15 protein-coding genes and 2 pseudogenes are annotated in these 17,985 nt (G+C 55.9%); 9 read left to right on the top strand and 8 right to left on the bottom strand.

The features are described 5' to 3' along the window. Positions 1-198 precede the first annotated feature (198 nt). A complete protein-coding gene (locus AArc1_RS00875; protein WP_117362486.1) occupies positions 199-960 on the top strand; it encodes an ABC transporter ATP-binding protein in 762 nt (253 codons plus the stop codon). Between the two features lie 3 nt (positions 961-963). Beyond that, entirely contained in the window at positions 964-2,574 is a 1,611-nt protein-coding gene (locus AArc1_RS00870; protein ID WP_117362485.1) for a hypothetical protein, read from the top strand. A 259-nt stretch (positions 2,575-2,833) separates the two neighbouring features. Here the strand turns inward: AArc1_RS00870 and AArc1_RS00865 are convergent, their stop codons facing one another. From AArc1_RS00865 to AArc1_RS00855, 3 genes and pseudogenes are all read right to left on the bottom strand, one after another. Then, a complete protein-coding gene (locus AArc1_RS00865; RefSeq protein WP_228442302.1) occupies positions 2,834-4,060 on the bottom strand; it encodes a M48 family metallopeptidase in 1,227 nt (408 codons plus the stop codon). Positions 4,061-4,164: 104 nt separating this feature from the next. Further along, a pseudogene (locus AArc1_RS00860) lies at positions 4,165-4,790 on the bottom strand (M48 family metallopeptidase); the annotation flags it as partial. 242 nt (positions 4,791-5,032) lie between these two features. Further along, a complete protein-coding gene (locus tag AArc1_RS00855; RefSeq protein WP_117362484.1) occupies positions 5,033-5,767 on the bottom strand; it encodes a hypothetical protein in 735 nt (244 codons plus the stop codon). A 231-nt stretch (positions 5,768-5,998) separates the two neighbouring features. On the opposite strand from AArc1_RS00855, the gene AArc1_RS00850 reads away from it, so the two are divergent. The 5 genes from AArc1_RS00850 (at position 5,999) to AArc1_RS00825 (ending at position 10,636) form a co-directional block, all read left to right on the top strand. Then, the gene (locus AArc1_RS00850; protein ID WP_228442301.1) at positions 5,999-7,087 is read left to right on the top strand and encodes a hypothetical protein; all 1,089 of its coding nucleotides are present in this window, start codon (positions 5,999-6,001) and stop codon (positions 7,085-7,087) included. Positions 7,088-7,136: 49 nt separating this feature from the next. Further along, positions 7,137-7,919, top strand: a complete 783-nt coding sequence (locus AArc1_RS18425) for a hypothetical protein (protein ID WP_133412312.1) — start codon at positions 7,137-7,139, stop codon at positions 7,917-7,919. Next, on the top strand, positions 7,920-8,423 hold the full coding sequence (locus AArc1_RS00840) for a hypothetical protein (protein ID WP_117362481.1): 504 nt from the start codon (positions 7,920-7,922) through the stop codon (positions 8,421-8,423). A 74-nt stretch (positions 8,424-8,497) separates the two neighbouring features. Then, the gene (locus AArc1_RS00835; protein WP_117362480.1) at positions 8,498-9,574 is read left to right on the top strand and encodes a peptidase; all 1,077 of its coding nucleotides are present in this window, start codon (positions 8,498-8,500) and stop codon (positions 9,572-9,574) included. A 414-nt stretch (positions 9,575-9,988) separates the two neighbouring features. Beyond that, complete coding sequence (locus AArc1_RS00825; RefSeq protein ID WP_117362478.1) at positions 9,989-10,636, top strand: class I SAM-dependent methyltransferase; 648 nt, start codon at positions 9,989-9,991, stop codon at positions 10,634-10,636. Between the two features lie 141 nt (positions 10,637-10,777). Here AArc1_RS00825 and AArc1_RS00820 read toward each other — a convergent pair whose 3' ends face one another. The 4 genes and pseudogenes from AArc1_RS00820 to AArc1_RS00800 form a co-directional block, all read right to left on the bottom strand. After that, entirely contained in the window at positions 10,778-11,632 is an 855-nt protein-coding gene (locus AArc1_RS00820) for a DUF4870 domain-containing protein (RefSeq protein ID WP_117362477.1), read from the bottom strand. A gap of 7 nt (positions 11,633-11,639) precedes the next feature. Then, the gene (locus AArc1_RS00815) at positions 11,640-12,083 is read right to left on the bottom strand and encodes a DUF4870 domain-containing protein (RefSeq protein ID WP_117362476.1); all 444 of its coding nucleotides are present in this window, start codon (positions 12,081-12,083) and stop codon (positions 11,640-11,642) included. Between the two features lie 50 nt (positions 12,084-12,133). Continuing rightward, a complete protein-coding gene (locus tag AArc1_RS00810; RefSeq protein ID WP_117362475.1) occupies positions 12,134-12,724 on the bottom strand; it encodes a helix-turn-helix domain-containing protein in 591 nt (196 codons plus the stop codon). Between the two features lie 959 nt (positions 12,725-13,683). Continuing rightward, positions 13,684-14,319, bottom strand: a pseudogene (locus tag AArc1_RS00800) (IS6 family transposase). A gap of 414 nt (positions 14,320-14,733) precedes the next feature. On the opposite strand from AArc1_RS00800, the gene AArc1_RS00795 reads away from it, so the two are divergent. Beyond that, positions 14,734-15,558 (top strand): IS5 family transposase, encoded by an 825-nt coding sequence (locus AArc1_RS00795; RefSeq protein WP_117362474.1) that lies wholly within the window; start codon positions 14,734-14,736, stop codon positions 15,556-15,558. 544 nt (positions 15,559-16,102) lie between these two features. Here AArc1_RS00795 and AArc1_RS00785 read toward each other — a convergent pair. Further along, complete coding sequence (locus AArc1_RS00785; protein WP_117362536.1) at positions 16,103-16,870, bottom strand: IclR family transcriptional regulator; 768 nt, start codon at positions 16,868-16,870, stop codon at positions 16,103-16,105. Positions 16,871-17,171: 301 nt separating this feature from the next. Between AArc1_RS00785 and AArc1_RS00780 the strand changes: the two genes are divergently transcribed. Beyond that, a complete protein-coding gene (locus AArc1_RS00780; RefSeq protein WP_117362472.1) occupies positions 17,172-17,963 on the top strand; it encodes an electron transfer flavoprotein subunit beta/FixA family protein in 792 nt (263 codons plus the stop codon). The last annotated feature ends 22 nt before the right edge of the window (positions 17,964-17,985 follow it).

Raw genomic sequence — 17,985 nt, 5'->3', positions numbered from 1 at the left:
TTCACATCACAAGCCCCCACCACACGCAGCATTAAGAGCCAGTGTGTGAAGCGTCTACGAACCCGGCCGGTAGCGCACCCAGCTGTCGATTTCTCGACAGCGGATGAAGTTGACGTGACCGCCTTACGAGAATCCACTTGACTAATGGATGCCCTCGATGTATCGAAACTAACCCTCCGATGCGACCCGCATTTGAAAATGACGAACACGAATTACGCGATCGAGACGTCCGGTTTGACTAAACGATTCGGGACCACCGTTGCTGTCGATGGCGTCGATTTATCTGTTCCCGAGGGAAGTGTCTACGGCTTTCTCGGTCCGAACGGTGCCGGAAAGACGACGACCATGCGGATGTTAACCTCACTGACGAAGCCGACGAGTGGCGACGCGTGGATCGAAGGGAATCCGGTTTCTGACCGTGATGCCATCCGTGCATCGATTGGCTACCTTCCCGAAGACCCACCTGTGTTCGACGAACTCACCGGCCTCGAGCAACTGGAGTACTTCGCTCGATTGCGAGACATCCCCCCGGACGAGGCCGACCAGCGGATCGATCACTGGATGGACCGATTCGACCTGACGGCCGATGCCGGAAAACGAATCGACGATTACTCGAAGGGAATGCGCCAGAAAGTCGGTCTCATTCAGGCCCTATTGCACGAACCTGCGGTCGTCTTCCTCGACGAGCCGACCAGCGGTCTCGATCCTCGAGCGGCCCGAACCGTCCTCGACGTTATCACAGAGGTTACGGCAGCAGGTCAGACGGTATTTCTCTCGACGCACATCCTTTCTGTCGTCGAAGAACTCGCGGATCTCGTCGGCGTCCTCTACGAGGGCCGACTCGTCACGGAGGGGACGCCTATCGAGTTGACTGCTCAGGTCGAGACTGATGCTGGATCGACCCTCGAGGATGTATTCCTTGCTGTCACGACCGATCGTGCGACCTCACCGGACGTCTAATCAATGTTTCAGTGGACACTTCTCAGCACGATTGCCATAACCGAGTTACGTCGGCGATGGCGGGCGCTTACGTCGAACACCGTGCAGCTAGTGGCGAGTGTCGTTGTGCTCGTCGTGTTTCTTCCTTTTTCCCTTGTAGGCCTGGCTGGCGTGTTTTTCTTCGGAGCGGCGATCGGTTCCGGAGAGATCGAGACGCCACTCGAGTGGATTCAGATGGCGTTCGTGTACGGGTGGATCGGAGTCGCTGGCCTCGGGGGATATCGAGCCTATTCGATTGCACTACGTCCCGACAACGCTGACGGGTTACTGACGACCGTGTCCCATCGTGAGTTGGTCGGTGGACTGGTGGTCGCTGAGTTGCTCCTCTGGGGAGTACCGGCGGTGGTGTTCGGTGCGGCCGTCTCTCTGGTGTTCGCGATTGGCCTCGGCTCCCCGTTAGCGACACCGTTTATTCTACTCACCATCTGTGTGGTGTTGGTCACTGCACTCGTGACCGGGTTCATCGTTGCACTCGCCGTGAGAAACAGTGGCGTCCGATCCAAATTCCTCACACGCATTCGGACGGTTCTGCTTGCGGGAGCCGCGATTGCGTATCTGTGGCTGATCGTGACGCAAAATTTGGTATCAGTGTTCGATCCGACATATCAGGTACTTTCTCCAACTCCAGTTGGATGGTACGGTGATCTCGCGACAATTGGCACTAAAGTCGATGGTTCGGCGCTCAGAGCAGGAGGATCACTCGTCATTTCAGGTGTCTTGCTGGCCGCCGCGATTCCTGTGCTCTACCGATTGGCCGAGTGGCTCTGGTACGCAGACGGCGTCTCGATCGAACACGATCGATCCGTGGAACGAACAGAGTCGCGTCGTTCTAGACTTACTGGCATCGTTCCAGCTCCACTGCTCGGTGTAATCCAAGTGGACTGGAAGCGCGCCCGTCGTGCGCCGGTCATGCTATCGTTTACGCTGTACCCGTTGATTATTCTCATCGGACCGATTACGACGGCCGTGCAGACGGGAACCGTCGGCCGCTCGCTCCCATTGTGGGTACTGTTGAGCGGTATCTGGATCACAGGATCGTTGTTTGCGCTGAATATCTTGGGGGCGGAAGGTGCTACACTTCCTGTGACACTGCTTGGAGCCGTTCCTGGACGGGCACTCGTCGGTGGACATGCTGTTGCGAGCGCACTTCTGGGAACTCCGATTACCGTTGGTGCCGTGATAGTCCTCGTTATTTTGAGTCCCCACCAGTCCACAGCGCTCGTTACGTTCTCATTCTCGGCGCTAATACTCGCGGCGGGTTCCGGGTTTATCGCGACGGGGATCGGGACAGTATTTCCACGGTTCGAAGCCGTGAGCGTCTCCCGAAGCACGAAAGCGATTGTTCCCAGCAAGACCGCTTTTGCTGTGTACTCTGTGGTGATTCTCCTGGTAACGCTCCCAACGATTCTCGGTCACTCGGCAATCGTCAGTCATTGGTTGACGTCTGTATTTGGCGTTCACGAAATCGTGATCAACGCTGCTGGTGCCATCTTTTCGGCTCTTCTCGTCGTACTGTTCGGTAGCATCTCTACGTACATTGCGATCCATCGGGTAGAGTCATATCGCTTCGAGTGAACTCGTCTGCCAATCTTCGTTCTGGAATCTGGCTTACGCTCGGCCGACCCGGTATCGAAACGAATCACCGACGCAGAACGAGTACCGAGACTGGTCGACAGAACCGTTGGACTACGTCGTGGACGACCACTCTGAGCTCCAGACTTCGATCGTCGAGTGTGTTCCGTTCGCTATCGATCTGTTCGATCGGGCCACTGCCGTCCAGTCACTCGAGTGAGGCTTCGATCTCGGCGCTCGAATAGTTGGGTCGGCCTCTTCACTAGTCGGTCTCGCGGAGTCGATCGATGCGTTTCTCGGTCGGGGGGTGCGTGCCAAAGATTCGACGCACGATGAACCACCTGGTCCGATCGAAGAAGGGGTGTTCCTCCCACGGTGGCGGCACGATCGAGAACACCGTCGTCGACCGGTGTTCACGAAGGTCCCTCGAGGGACGAGACTTGAGGTCGCGATCCAGCGTCTCGAGGGCACTGGCCAGTGCTGCGGGATCGCCGGTGATCGCGACGGCGCTCCGATCGGCGACGTACTCGCGATAGCGAGCGACGACGGTGCTGACCCACCGACTCAGACCGGCGACGACGAATATGGGAATGGCAACGATCGGGTGGTGGTACGGGTTTCGGTGGCCGTCCTGTTCGGTCTCGAGCATCGTGTGGGCTTTCACCCGCGGGATCGACAGGAACGTCAGTATTGCCGCGTCGCGGTTAAGCACGTGAGCAAGTTCGTGGGCGAGGACGCCCTCGAGTTCACGGTCCGAAAGCTGCTCGCACAGTCCACGCGAGAGGACGATCGCTGACGTCTCTGGCCGGACGCCGACGGTGGCTGCGATCGGCGTCCGTTCACGACCGAGTCGAACGGTCGGGGCCGGAACGCCCGCCTGGTTCGCGAGCCGGTCGAGGCGGGCCTGCAGATCCTCGAGGCGCTCAGTATCGTCGGCGTCCAGTTCGTCGCGCTCAAACACGCAAATCTCCTCCTCGAGTCGTCGCTGGACGCTGCCGCCCTCGCCCAGTTCGTCGGCGATGAGGCGTCCAGTCAGAACGAGCGAACCGACGACCCCGGCGACAACAGCGAGCGGAGCGACGGCTCGAAACGGCGTCAGCGAACTAGTTTCGACGAAAACGAAACCGATGAACCAGGCAACGAGCAGTCCGAAGGCGACGGCGCTTGAGCGAAGCACCTCGCGAGTATCGGGACTCGCGATACCGCGTGCCAGTAGTTCGAACGCTTCGGATAAGGGGTCGTGGCCGAGACGACCGACCACGAGTGGGGCCGGTATCACCCACCGGTAGGCGGTCGCGACGACGAGCCAGGGAACGACGAGAAGCAGGCAGACGGCGAGCGCCCACGGAGCGAGCGTCAAGAACACCACCGTGACGCCAGCGATCATCACGAACTCGATGACGAGCAGCGTTGCAATCCCAAGCGCGGCAATAAGGCTGGCGATAAGCATTCGAAGCCAGAGCCCGAACGTCATCCACAGTGGTTGCATTGGTGTTTTCATCCGTCCCTGTAAACCGGCATCTCTCCGTCCGATTTTGATCTACCATCACACGTTCGACAAAAAAGCGTTCGGTTCCGTCCTCGCGTCCGTCTCTACAGGCGATCCTGGAGGCGTTGAATGCGTCTTTCCGTTGGAGAATGCGTGCCGAAGATCTGACGCGCGATAAACCGTCTGGTCCGATCGAAGAAGCGGTGTTCTTCCCACGGTGGCGGGACTATAGCGAACGCAGCGGCCGTATCCCGTTCGCGGAGGTCTGTCGACGGGTGACGATCGAGGTGGCGTCGAGCGACTCAAGTGCGCTCGCGAGAGGGGCTGAATCGCCGGCGATTGCGACCGCGCCGTCGTCGGCAGCGTACTCTCGGCCACGCGAGATGAGAGCGACGTACCACTGGCTAAGGATTCGAACTAGCATCGAGAGCGGTTCAATGACGGGGTTGTAGCCGTACCGGCTGTGAGCGAGCCGTGCGACGGCACTGGGTACTGACAGTGCAGTGAGCACTGCAGTATCCCGGTTAGCGACGTGAGCAAGTTCGTGGGCGATGACAGCCTCCAATTTGCGATCGCCGAGCGTCTCGATCAACCCTCGAGAGAGAATGAGGGTCGATGTAGTGAGACGATAGCCCACGGTGAGCGCGAGAGGTGTACTGTGCTCGAATATCCGAATCTCAGGGGACGGCAGGTCGGTTTGTCCGGCAAGGCGAGTGACGATCTCATTGAGAGGGGTCTGGTGAATCGCCATACTGCGCCGAGTTGTACTGTCTTGCTCTCTTGCTGAGACCGGCAAATCAGTTCGCCATCGAAGGATTTGTCGAGATTGCAGCCATGATTGTTCCAGCGTGGGGCCTCGAGCGACCTATTTTCCCACCCGGAGTCGCCGCTGTCTAGTGATTCACCAGAGCCCTCGAGAGAGAAATCAGGAAGTGATTTCAACTCTCGACAAAACCGAATTGCTGATCACGGCTACAGCACAGCGATAGCGGCGACGAGGCATCCAAATCCGATAATCCCGACACCAGTTATCGCTTTCCGTCGTGCCTGTTTTTTGATTTGCTCGGCACGTTTCTCGAGATTCCCTACAGCAACGAGCATTGGAACGTTTTCGGTGCCACGAAGCACTGGTGTATCGCCCGTCTCATCGAGTTCACCCTGGACAAGGAGTTCGTCGCCGTCCCGGATGACGGTTGCTTGATACCGGTCTGGAGTCATCGTCTTTCGACCGCTGCTAATCGTAATTTCTAGCTCGCTCAGGAGTCCGTCGTCTCCGGTCAGTCCCCACCGCTCAAGCAGCTTGTTGATCGGGTCGAGTTCGCCAAGTAGGACGTCAAGTTTTGGCTCGCCGAGATAACAGTTTGGTGCCTCGAACGGATCCGTGTGGCCCTGTAGAACACCGACCTCCTCGTCGAGGAGCGAGTCAGTGTCGATAGTAATGTCCTCCCAGTCCTGTCTGAGGGAGAATTCTCCAATCGCGAGACCGCTATCCGAGGTACGCCACGCACTTCCGCCCCTCCTTTTTGCATGTTTCGATCGAACGCGCCACGCCCACAGTGCCGGTTCCCCATCGGTCGTTTCTACCTCCGCAGGCGGGGCTCGATCGGGTCGTCCGGGTGCCGTCACTGAGACTGGTCCTCTGGCTGTCGTCCCGGTCCCGCTATCCTCGAGTTGCTCACCGTGTTCGTGCAGTTCGGTTGCTGTCAAGACTCGATCACGTGTGTTCCGTGCATCACGAAGAACAAGGATACCGAACGCTGCGACCACTCCAGAGAAGACCAGTCCTGCTACCGGCATACGCTTTCATTTTGTGTCCGGAGAATGCTTTCTGACAGATAGTGGTACATTGATAGTATCTAGTGACGTAAACCGAATAAATGTTTTTACGAAGAAAGGTCTGTTGAGCGGCTGAACACTACCAATCGCTACTGGCTGTGAGTGAACGACCGAGGTTGGTACTTTCGAGGTCTGATCAACCTCTGTTCAGGGATACAAAACATTCAAAATTCCAACTTCCGTAGCCAAGTTATGGTCCTCGATAGAGACGACTTCCTCCAGACCAGCAATGTCCACCGTACTACCGAAACCACCACGGTTTCTCGTCGGCGTGCACTACAGGCTGGGCTCGTCACCGTCGTCTCGCTTGCGGGATGTCTGGATAACGAGTCCTCGAGCGACCCAACCAATGGGGGTGGCGACGAGTCCGATAGCAACGGCGGTAGCGACGAACCGGAGGAGGAAGCGACTGACGACGATGCGGAGACAGAAGAGAGTGATGACACGGACGAAGATCCACTGTCCGTAGTCTATGAGTTTCTCGAAGCGGCTGTCGAAGATGACCTCGATCGAATGAGCGAGTTGTCACACTCACTTAATCCATTAGATCCTGTGGCATGGGTCGAGGACGGCTGGGAGTTTCGTGGCGGCGGCGATGAGGAGGACCTCGAGGGACTCGATGCTGAGGTGGTTGACGACGACGCCGTAGTCGAAGATGTGTTTGAGCTAGAAGGCGCGGAGTTCTGGTTTGAAGAGGAAGAACTCACTGAGACGCTTGATGGAGAGGATATGGCAGCAGCGGAAATCACTGTCGATGATCCAACTGAAGATGATACGATCTGGATGCTCGCCACTGAGGATGGTGAGTGGCGGTCTCTGTTTGCTGCACCAATCGATGACAGGCCAGACGATCCTGAAGAAGTGTTTGAGGAACCAATCGAGGACGAAAACGACGACGCAGTCGTCGAGATCGATTGGGAACACGACAGTCCAACAAGCGATATTCAGCAGGCGGCGGTCGTGCTCACCGATGAGCGCGGGGTCGATGCCAATCGGATCGAGATCGAATCTACTATTGAGGGTGCAAGCAACGGGGCGTTTGATCGTGACGATGACGAGTTTACTGCCACGTGGGAGGACGTAACCTTGTACGTTCCTTACGACACTGACGGCGATCAGATCGTCGTCACCGCGATCAATGAGGAGGAAAACGAATCCGAAGTCGTCCACAGAGAGCAGTACATCCCGTAACCGACGTGAATAGTCAGTAGTTAATACAGAGTCAACTTAAAAATCTGTTATGCCGCAGCCAGTGCTCGGTTTGACGGTCGGCTTGATCATCGGTGCATATGCTGTGGGCTGGCTTTGTCGCGTGTTGATTGCAGGCCGCGATTGGCAACCGCGGACACAAGTTAGCGCGATATATTATTCTGGGGTCGGAATCGTCGTCGTGACTGGCTCAGCTATTGTCACGAGCCACTGGTGGTTTGGGATCCGTGACGAGCTCGTGGGATCACTCGCTACCGTTGGTGTACCAGAAGCAGCAGTAGGAATCCTTGCAGAGTCCATCACAGTCCTTTCAGTATTGTTGGCGTTCTCTGCAACGGTTCTCTCTTTGCATCCCTTGTGGGTGGAGACGACAGGTCACGAAGTGTCGATGGCTCAGGCCTCGGCGACCTGGATTTGCATTGCGATTCTCGCAGTCGCACTCTGGATTGGGTTTGACTTCGTCGTGACCGGGCAGTCACTGCTTGGTCCTCTCGGCTTCCTTCTGATCGGATCGTTAGGAGCCTGCATCCTTGCGTATCTCGGTGGCCACCGTCTGCTGGCGAGGGATCCTGAATCACGACCCCCAACGGACGATGAGCGGCGCCGAATCGAGCATGCATTTGATCCACTCCAGGTCGAGCCCGACCGGATCGTCCTCGCGTCTCGTGGCGAGCTCGAGGCGCCAGTCAAGATTCGAGGCCGGCCCGGGAAACGATGGGTAGTCGTCGACGAAGCGTTCCTCGATGAGTTATCTCCTCGAGGAGGGTGTCATACAATAGTTCCCAACAGCCATCGTTCACGGTCTGACCTCTGAATGAAAAAGGCCACTGGCAAGAATTACTGGGAGACACGCGAAATGAGACCAGTATCATCGCCGAGTAGCGGGTATGAGACGTATTCTATGACACGCTCTCCTCGAGAGTTAGGAGTTACTATTGCGCAGGCAGAGGGGCTGTACCGCCGACAGCTGGAACTCCGATATTGGCTCACGCTGTGGATCTTCCTCGCCGGATTTTTGACTTCTCTGTCTCTGCTCATTGGCTGGCTAACAAACTACTGGATCGTCGTTATCTGGATCCTCCTTGCGTTTGTAGCGTTCGCGCTCCACGTCTGGACTGGAATACGAGTCTTTGCCTATGCTGACGATCTTGCCGCTGAGGTCTACGGAGTGGATGCCGTTCGAGAAACGTATGAACGCCATGGGGATACGCTCGCCAACTCCTTCAAAGAGGTTCCCGGCTATCGGTTACTCACGGCAGGGGAGCCGGTTGCGAGACGAATCAATCGGCTCGAGTCCAACCAAAACCGGACCCAGTGAGCATTAGCTGGATCATTGCTTTAGACAGGTCGATTCGATAATATTTTAGACTATTCGTCACAACAGATCTGCGTATGTCACTGGTGGTCACCGCAGTCACCTGGTTCCTCCTCGTTATTTTCGTCGCTGTTAGTGCGATCTGCTCGCTCGGGGTTGGCTACCTGTACGGTCGCTTCTCTCAGAACCGGTCGGACGAAACTGCCGCCAGATGGACGAATATCCTCACGGGTGCAACAGGCTTTCTCGCTGGTGTCGCAACCTGGGTCGTTGGTAATGCCGGCTTCCTCACACCGGCAGACGGACTCCTCGATACACTCGTCACGATTCTTGCCAGCGCCGGCGCTGCGATCGTTGTTGCCGTAGCGACGATCACCGCGATTCTCCACGCCAACCCAGGGTTACCGGGTGTCGACCACGTACCGACGGTCCGTCGTCACTACCTGCGGTATCTGACCGTCCTCTTCGTCCTCATATTCTTGCTCGCTTCCGGCATCCTTACAGCACTTGAGGGTGGACCAGTCGGACTTGTCCTTCTAGTTCTCGGATTCTGGGGTGTAGCCTGGGCTGGTGCGCCGCTGCTGTCCGGACTCTCTTCGAGAACGCGCCGACCAACCGACGACGAGCGAATGCGGATCGATTCGCTCCTCGAGAGCGTCGATCTGTCGGTCCGCGGGGTCCGGGTCATCGAGGCAGATGACAAGTACCTCGCAGTCGAACTATCTGGCGCTCCTGGCGGCCGGTTCCTGTTCGTCTCGAGTAGCGCGCTCGAGACGTTCGACGACGAAACCCTGCGAGCCCTGCTCGCTGCCCGTCGGGAACAAGCGGCCTATTACGAAGCGATCGTCTCGATGATACCATACATTGCTCCCTTGATCTGGGTACTACTGGCAGTCTTTTTCGAGGTAATCTCAATCCTTCCTGCAATACTGGTAGCGATCGTAGCCGTCGTAATCGGCCTTGCTGGAGTCCGGAGATTCCGGTACTACACTGATGCCCGTGCCGGGGAAACCGTTGGGTCGGAGACGCTCGCAGATGCGTTCGAACGTGCCGCGGCGGCCGGTGTCGACGTCGAAGATGGATCACGTCAGAACCTGATCTCGCGAAGACCACCGCTGGGGGAACGCGTTGACCGACTTCGCGATAATCAGTGATCGAGTTGACAGTACTGTAGGAGGGAAAGTATGCCGAAGACGATGAACGGAACCACTTTCGATTGCTTGATGCGTCCTGAGAGCAGTCATAGAGGCTCCTCTCGTCGTAATCCTTGATTCGATATTCACGTACACCGCAGTCTTTCGAATCGGATCGTCCCGTTTAAGTCGCCCTCAAATGCCGGAGTAGAAACATAACACAAGCTACAAATGTGGCAACGGTAAATTTCAATCAATGTCAATTATTGTGAATCCTCGCTCGGTGTCGATGTTCCCGATCGCCAACGTTGCAATCCCTGTCACCCTCATCCTGCTTCTTCTCCTTGTAGGGGGTCTGATTACTGGGGGGCTATTACTCGGTCTCGTCTATCTCTTCCGGAGGTTCACTCGTAGACCTGAAGAGCCTACAGGACAGTGACACGGGAACAGACGCGCCATAGCAAAGACTGGTATAATTGGCTCAGTCGGTACTACGACGTCTTCATCGATCCATTCCAGGGTCGTCTTCGGCGACGCGGAATCGAGTACCTCAACGCGTCTCGCGATGACTTCGTCCTCGATGTGGGCTGTGGAACCGGTCGTGGGGTTGCCAGATTGCAAACCGCTGTTGGAGCCGACGGACATGTCGTAGGGATCGACGTTGCAGAGCGGATGTGCGATCTCACACGTGGTCGCCTCGACAACGGGAGTCCATCAACAGTCGTCTGTGGCGATGCCTTGATGTTGCCATTCGATACTGACAGTTTCGATATTGTTCTCGTGAGCTTCACACTCGAACTGTTCGAGGACAATCACCAGATGACGTTGCTCGAGGAAGTTCGTCGTGTACTTAAACCTCATGGTCGAATCTGTGTCATCAGTCCCTCGAAATCAACGAGCACTATCGTTTCTCCACTTTATGCGCGACTCAACGAGGCTTTTCCGAAACTGGTCGATAGTTCCCCTCTCAGTGTCAGTGCTGTCCTTACCGAGGCCGGTTTCGAGATCGTCCGGACCCAAATCGAGAGGGTACTCATCGTCCCAGTCGAACTCGTCGTTGCTCGCTGTGGATCATCTATATAAAGTCAATCATTCAACACTTCCTGACAGGGTTTGTATGTGGCCCTCCATCCCGTGGGTCGTTCAATGCGCTACCTGGAAAAGACTGGTAAAAACCTCAACACGAGCGGACTGAATGTATTCGGTTCACGCTGAGGACGATCGCTACGACCGCGACGTCGTCAGCCACCGGACGACATACACAAGCGAAGATACCCAAAACGCAGCAAGGAAAACGTACATCGCATCTCCGGCGGGGTTAATCGAGTCAGTGAACGTTCTTGAGAGCACGTATCCGGCAACGGCAACGACGATCGGAGCGCCGATGTACACGACGACCGATGGGTGCCACGCCGCGTCCGCTGGACGGGTACGTTCTCCGTGGAGATACATGGCAACGCCTGCGAACGGAGTCAGTACCATAATCAGGCCGATCAACGCGAGCCCCGATGCCAGGAACATCGCGCCATCTCGTGGACCGAATAAGACGGCCCCGATGACGAGGGGTGTGAAAACAGTGTACACGACGATTAGCAGGGGCCAGCCACCGGGAACCGAAACACGGGGGGCGAACCGATCGACGAGTGCGGGTGTCAGCGGGTATCGCCATGCAGTTCCGAACGTCGCTTTGCCCATTGCAATGAATCCGACAATAAACGTCCAAAACCACACCAGCATCCAGACCGACAGCAATGCAGGGATGAGGACACTGGCGACGGTGGTGAGGGGCGAGGGGAGGACGGCAATGTCAGTGGCACCCTGCCCTGTTAGCTCAGCGTAGGTAAACAGTGAACCGAACGTAAGCACAGTTAATGCCAGTACCGTGAGATGCCAATCGAGCGCATTGCGAGCGTTTCGTTTGGTGAACTCGTTGGTCGAGACGAGATACACCAGCCCGGCTCCGACAGCGCCGGTCGGAATCGCGACGAAATGGACGAAAATACCACCGATCGATCGCTCCTCGAGGAGTTTCGGCCCCTCGGCTGTCGACGGTGGGCCTTGGGTTTGTTGAGGAGGCATGGATATTCTACCAGTATCGTTCGACGAAAGCGATTGACCCAGGATACGTCCAGACCGATCCAAATATCGCCTTTATCGTTGCGACGATTGTGTACACGAACGTAAGCAGAATCGCGATTAGTAGGATGAGCACGAGGAAGAATCCGACGAGTCCAAACACGATATCGAGCGGGGGTGGGAGCAAGGTAACCTCAGTTGTTTCTCCGCCAACAGTGATCTCATCGGCGCCGAGGAAGAACATCACAAAGGCGATGACCATGAGAGCAAAGACGGTGAGATGCCAATTGATAACGTAACGGGCGTTCGTCCGCGTAAACTCGTGATCTGAAACAGCATACAGGAGTATAGGGCCGAAAAATCCAGTAAACAGTCCAAGTAGGTGGACGAGGATACCACCAATGGAGCGTTCATCGAGCAGTTCGGGACCAGGTGGAGTTGATTTAGACGTCATGGGTATGTGGTGATTTGTGATCTGCGATTTGCGGGTGTTTCGTCCATCGATTACGTCGATGGGAGGATATTCAATGGGCCGTATCTCTCGCGAATCCATCGGACCGTCCGCTCTGCAATGAGCAGCGTCAGACTCACGAATAGGAGGTCGAATGCAGTATCCCAGAGGACAATATCGCTCCCCGTACTGCCGACGTCGGTGCCGGTAATCGTGAGCACACCGCCGAGTGCGAACAGTACCAGACTCAACTGGAAGCCAGCGAGCACGAGGGTGCGGATTCCCGCCGTGTCCGAGAGCGTGAGGAATCCGCGGGTGGAGAGCCGATCCAGCGGGGTGTCTGCGTTCAGCGCACGTTTACCCTCAGGCGAGAGTGGCCATTCTGACTCCGGGTGGTTGATGTAGTACAGCGTGATCGAGTCAGGGTACGTCTCCGTTGCGACAACGTCAATCTCCTGTAATTCCCGAAGCCGGTTGCGGACGGTGGCCCTACTGACGTCGGGCTTAATGCGCGCGTGCAGTTGGCGAATCGAGAAAAACGGTCGATCGGACTCGAGCATCGTCTCGACGACGTGTTCCTGTGTGAGCGCATTGTCGAGGTTCCGATCGATTCGTTCGTCGATCCAGGGCGGAATCGCGGACACGGTATCATCGGATAATTGACGGGGGATATTAAAGCAAAGCAGGGATTTCGAGTGCGCGAACTATCGTTTCACGGGCTCGAAACGATCATGATCGTGTTCTCACAAGTTGAGAAAAATCGTATTAAAGCTTGAATCTCGTGATTTCTGGAAGAGATTGCTTCCGTTTCGATTCTACCCACTGTCCGGCAGTTCGAGGTGAAGAAACGCTGCTGACGCCCGTGACTTTGACTCGTGACGGGGTGGGTCAAGCGTCAATCTCCATGACCCGACACCGATACGATCGATTCGGTTCGGAAGCCGACCACTGCAGCTACAAGACTCGGAGCACCCAGCTATCCCCCCGGCTTACGAAACACTATAAAACCCTAGATGGATCAGTCGATGATCTGATGTTATGGCCCTCCAGTTAACGAACGCAGTGTGTGGCGGTATCGACCGGGCAACAACCCGAACCGGCGGGATACTGTTCGGCGTGTTGATCACCCTGCAGTTCCTCACGATCGCGTCGTTCAACACCCTCCTGGAATCTATCGCCCCGCCCGAAGCGATGGAACAGTTCGGACTTACCCTCCCAATTTCGGGATCAGTCGCCGGCATCTTACTTCTCGGGACGTATCTGGTGATGGCTGTGTACTTCGTGGTCGTTGCACGAGCATTCGCTCGTCCAGTCCACCAGCTATCCTCGATTCCGAGCCGACACGGAACGTCGGCGCAAGGCAGCTGCCGAGCGCGGGAGGAATTAAAGTCCGTTGCGTCAGCTGTGCAGGACTAAACGCGGACGCCTCGCGCCACCGTGCGCGGGGTGCTTCACGGCCTACTGGCAGATGCCTACCTCCAACTCTCGGCGGAGAGTGAAGGAAAAACAATCTCAAATGCAATATAAGTAGCCGGCTCGAGGAGATTTATCGGTTTCAATTTAACCGAATGGTTGACTGACAGAGTACCACTGGTGGTCGTGTTCAGATAAGCTGGTTCCATGCGAACGCGAACGATTTGAGCCACTGATCGGCAGTTGTCTCTCTGGCGTTGCTGAAGCAGTTCGAGAACGAGATTGTTCGGCGTTTTATCTCACGAAAGATACGTTCGACGCTGTTCCGATCACCGTGTCGTTCGTACCGAAACTCGAGGCCGTGACGCTCACAGGCGTACTGTAACAAGAGATCACCGTCGATGAGAAACACGGCGTCGTCGACGTCGTGTTTCTCTCGAAGCTCTCGAACGAAGTTGCTTGCAATAACCTTGTTTCTCGTGGGTTCGAGCTTTGTATGGAGCAATTCGTTCGAATCGAGATCGGCGACAGCGTACAGCCAGTACTGTTCGTCGTCGAGTCGAATCACCGTCTCGTCAACCACAACGTGATCCGGATTCCGACCTGATTCCGGCTGTAGATTGGCCTTGTGAGCCCAGTTATGAACGGTCGGTCGAGCCCGTTTAACACCGAAAACATAGAGGACTCGAACAGTATTCGAAAGCGAGAGTCAAGCAAGGTGAAGTTGAATACTGAGCTTCATCAACAGCCGCGGTGTTGCTTCCCGCCCCACAAAATCCAAGTCGATCTGACCGATACTTCCTGCGAGGCGTGCGTTTTCGGGCATACATCACTCAGAAAACGCCACGTCCCACTCCTTGAACCTTATCTGAACACCGCCTTGCTCGTGAGCGTCAAGATTGAACCTCTACTCGGAAAACTGGACGACAGTAGCCCAATCGAACAGATCGATAGCGGTCGGTAACCAGTCGACAAGCGAAGACTGGAACTCAAGAGCGTTGTCCGAAAGGTAAGAGTGGAACTGTTTTTCCCCTGGCCGGTTGAGATTCTACTATGCGACTGACGGGACCGATCGGTCTGGCCGCTCGTGCCGTTCTCGCGGGCACTGTTTACACAAGTACCTTTGTAAGACACCTATATTGAGTTCTCGAACTGCTACGCTCTGCTGTGTTGAATAGCGATTGAATCAGTCGAAATCACGGATTTAGAAGGATGAAGCCGAGGAATTCGATTCTGTCCTATGGAAATCGATCTCCTCGACTTCGTTCAGAAGAGTAAACGGCTGGCCAAACAAGCTTTGGGGAAGCACGCGGGCGAGCCCGCCAGCGGCGGGTTCGCCCGCTGGGTGCATGTTGTTCTTCACTGTTTCAGGCTCGAAGAGGAGCACAGCTTCCGTGAGACTGCAAATCGGCTGAAATACATGGCCGAGATCCGTGAGGTTGTTGAGCTTGATCGAGACGATCTCCCGGACTACACCACGATCTACAAATCGTTCGACCGGCTCAAAATGTGGGTCTGGCGGGCGTTGCTGCGCCTTTCAGCGCAGCAACACCCGCAGTCCGGTCACGTCGCTCTCGACAGCACGTTCTTTGATCGTGGGCACGCCTCAGCATACTACCAGAAACGGTCGAACCGCTCGGTAGAAACGCTCAAAGTGACGACACTGACCGATACAGAGTCACTTGCTGTCCTAGATGTACAGTGCCACGCTCATTGGAGGCATGATACGAAAACTGGACCGCAGGTCGTCCGCCGGAACGCGGACGACCTGCAGTACGTCCTCGCGGACAACGCGTTCCAAAACTGGCAGACAGAATACGAGTACTACACGCTTGGTATTGAGCCCGCGATTTACTACCGCGGCTCGTCGGTGAACGCAGTCAGCAACAACGCACTCATCCAAGAGTACGACTACACGCAGCGATGGATGGCTGAAACGTCGTATTCCTCAGTGAAGCGCTCGCTCGGCGATGCCGTGCGAGCGCGATTCTGGTATCGAGAGTTCCGTGAGATTGTACTCATGTTCGCCATCCATAACATCGAACAGCTTTGTGAGCCACTATGACCGCGACGCCGTACCGCTATTCAACAGAGCACTACGCTCAAGAGTACAATCTCGTAGCCGTCGAAGATCTCAACGCGAAACGGTTGACCGACCTTTATGATAACCCTCGGAATCGTGCTGGAGCAGCGAGGGGGGACGTTCTTCAGCTGGATGAGCCCAAGTGTGAGGGGATAGGACGTACTTCGTCGCCGTTGACCCTACGGAACAACTAAGCGATATGCAGCGGATGCTGGTCCGACAGAGAAACTGTTGTGGATCCGCAAACACTCGTTGTCCGGCGTCCGGGTTCACCATCGATATGGATTGGAACGCAGCGTGGAACTTTTTTCTCGGTATCGAGCACCTAACGGCAGGACGCTTTGGATTAACACCTGTGGAGAGCGCATTCCCCATGAGATCCCTTTCGGGTCCTGCAAGGCATGTCTTGGAAGCAGGAAACCCATCTGTTCACGGATGCACAGCGCCGTTCACATGGTCAGTGGGACCTTCGGTCCCGCGCTCCGTTCAAGGAGCGAGCGCAAGCGAGCGAGTGTGGTGGAGTAATTCACAGGTATTGGATATTGAGCTCGAGTTCGTTTGCAGTCCCAAGTAACAGGTCCGGTAACGTTTGTTCGAGAAGTTCTCCCTGAAATCGATGTGTGGGTCCCGAGATACTCAGGGCACCAAGTGGTTCTCCATTTTCATACTTAACAGGTACACTAACCGCGCGAAGACCAACTGTATTTTCTTGATCGTTGACACTGTATCCCTGCTCTCTAATCTCATCGATTTCTTTTAAAAGAGTGCTTTTACTCGTGATTGTATGTTTCGTCAGTGATGGAAGCCCACGCTGTTCAATGATTTCATCGACGCGACTGTCCGGCAGGCTAGCGAGGATCGCTTTGCCGGCGGCCGTTGCGTGAATTGGAATCCGCTTTCCAATCTCGGAGTCAGTTTGAACAGCATGCTCGCCTATCTCTCTAAAGATGTAAACTCCTCTTCCAAATTCCTCTGTTATAAACTGCGCTCTTTCTTCGGTCTCCGAGGCCAGAGCAGTGACCTTTTCATGAGCTAGTTGATATTCGCTACAGCGCGTTCGTGTTTGCTCTCCGATCTCGAGAAAACGAAACCCCGTTCGATATACATCGTCTTCTTGGATAACGTATTCAAGATCCTTGAGCGTTGAGAGGTGGCGATGAATGGTGCTCTTCGCAAGACCAAGCTCTGTAGCAATCTCGGACAAACGACCACCGTCTCGTTTCTTTAGCAGCTCAATAATCTCGAAGGTAGTTTCGGTGGTTGTGACCCGGTTTCGACTGCTATTGTCTTTCATGAACATTAGAAGCTTCGCTGGTTTATTAAACGTTCCGAATATTCGAACATGGATTACTGAGCCATGTTTGTCATCCGGAGCTTCGAACAGAGCGAATGGCTTTGAGATTCCTATCATCAGCCGTTGGGACCCGTCTATTTCGTGAGTCATCTATACAGCCTTCCGATCTTTGTTCCGTATTATCGAACGTATGGTTTTCCACTCACTCGGTCACGGCTTCTGTTCTTTGAGGGTAAACCGCCTCGGCATAGCTATTCAAAAACCAAATATTTTATATAATAGGGGTCTCGTCAATCAAACGATGAAAATCCTCGTAACGGTCAAAGAAGTTGCGACCGTCGAAGACGAGTTCGAAATCGAGGGGACGGCGATCGCCGACCAGTACCTCGGTGCCGATCTCAACGAGTGGGACGATTACGCCGTCGAAGAAGCTGTCCAGCTTCAGGAAGCCGGTCTCGCCGACGAAGTCGTCACCGTCACCATCGGCCCGGAAGACTGCGAGCAGACCATCCGACAGGCGCTCGCAAAGGGGGCAGACCGCGCGATCCGCGTCTGGGACGACGCACTCGAGGACGTCGATGTACTCGATGTCGGCGCGAAGACCGACATTCTCGAGGCCGTCGTCGAGGACGAAGACCCCGACCTGATCCTGACCGGTGTCCAGTCCGGCGACGATAGCTGGGGGGCAACCGGTGTTGCACTCGCCGAGGACCTCGGCTTCGAGTGGGCTGCCGTCGTCAACCACTTAGAACACGACCTCGACGACGGCGTCGCCTCGGTTCGTCGTGAACTCGAGGGTGGTGTCGAGGAGCTTACTGACGTGGAGCTTCCGGCCGTCCTGACGATTCAGACGGGTATCAACGAACCACGCTACGCGAGCCTCCGCGGTATCCGTCAGGCTCAGCGCAAGCCGCTTGACGTCCAGGGACTGGGCGACCTCGGCGTTGACGCAGCGGCCGTCGAAGGCGCAGTCACACTCACCGAGATGTACGAACCCGAAAGCGAAAGCGACGTCACCGTCTGGGAAGGCGGTGCCGAAGACACCGCCGGACAACTCGCTGAACTCCTCCGCGAGAAGGGGGTGGCACCATGACTTCCGTTGCACGCTTCGCGCG

This window comes from Natrarchaeobaculum sulfurireducens (genome assembly GCF_003430825.1).
Classification (GTDB): domain Archaea; phylum Halobacteriota; class Halobacteria; order Halobacteriales; family Natrialbaceae; genus Natrarchaeobaculum; species Natrarchaeobaculum sulfurireducens.
This window is presented reverse-complemented; position numbering and strand designations above follow the sequence as displayed.

Coding starts and splice junctions, on each gene's coding strand:
- AArc1_RS00815 (WP_117362476.1), bottom strand. CDS start 12,083: ATGACGTCTAAATCAACTCCACCTGGTCCCGAACTGCTCGATGAACGC.
- AArc1_RS00785 (WP_117362536.1), bottom strand. CDS start 16,870: ATGAAAGACAATAGCAGTCGAAACCGGGTCACAACCACCGAAACTACC.
- AArc1_RS00835 (WP_117362480.1), top strand. CDS start 8,498: ATGTCACTGGTGGTCACCGCAGTCACCTGGTTCCTCCTCGTTATTTTC.
- AArc1_RS00865 (WP_228442302.1), bottom strand. CDS start 4,060: ATGCAACCACTGTGGATGACGTTCGGGCTCTGGCTTCGAATGCTTATC.
- AArc1_RS00840 (WP_117362481.1), top strand. CDS start 7,920: ATGAAAAAGGCCACTGGCAAGAATTACTGGGAGACACGCGAAATGAGA.
- AArc1_RS18425 (WP_133412312.1), top strand. CDS start 7,137: ATGCCGCAGCCAGTGCTCGGTTTGACGGTCGGCTTGATCATCGGTGCA.
- AArc1_RS00870 (WP_117362485.1), top strand. CDS start 964: ATGTTTCAGTGGACACTTCTCAGCACGATTGCCATAACCGAGTTACGT.
- AArc1_RS00795 (WP_117362474.1), top strand. CDS start 14,734: ATGGAAATCGATCTCCTCGACTTCGTTCAGAAGAGTAAACGGCTGGCC.
- AArc1_RS00875 (WP_117362486.1), top strand. CDS start 199: ATGACGAACACGAATTACGCGATCGAGACGTCCGGTTTGACTAAACGA.
- AArc1_RS00820 (WP_117362477.1), bottom strand. CDS start 11,632: ATGCCTCCTCAACAAACCCAAGGCCCACCGTCGACAGCCGAGGGGCCG.
- AArc1_RS00780 (WP_117362472.1), top strand. CDS start 17,172: ATGAAAATCCTCGTAACGGTCAAAGAAGTTGCGACCGTCGAAGACGAG.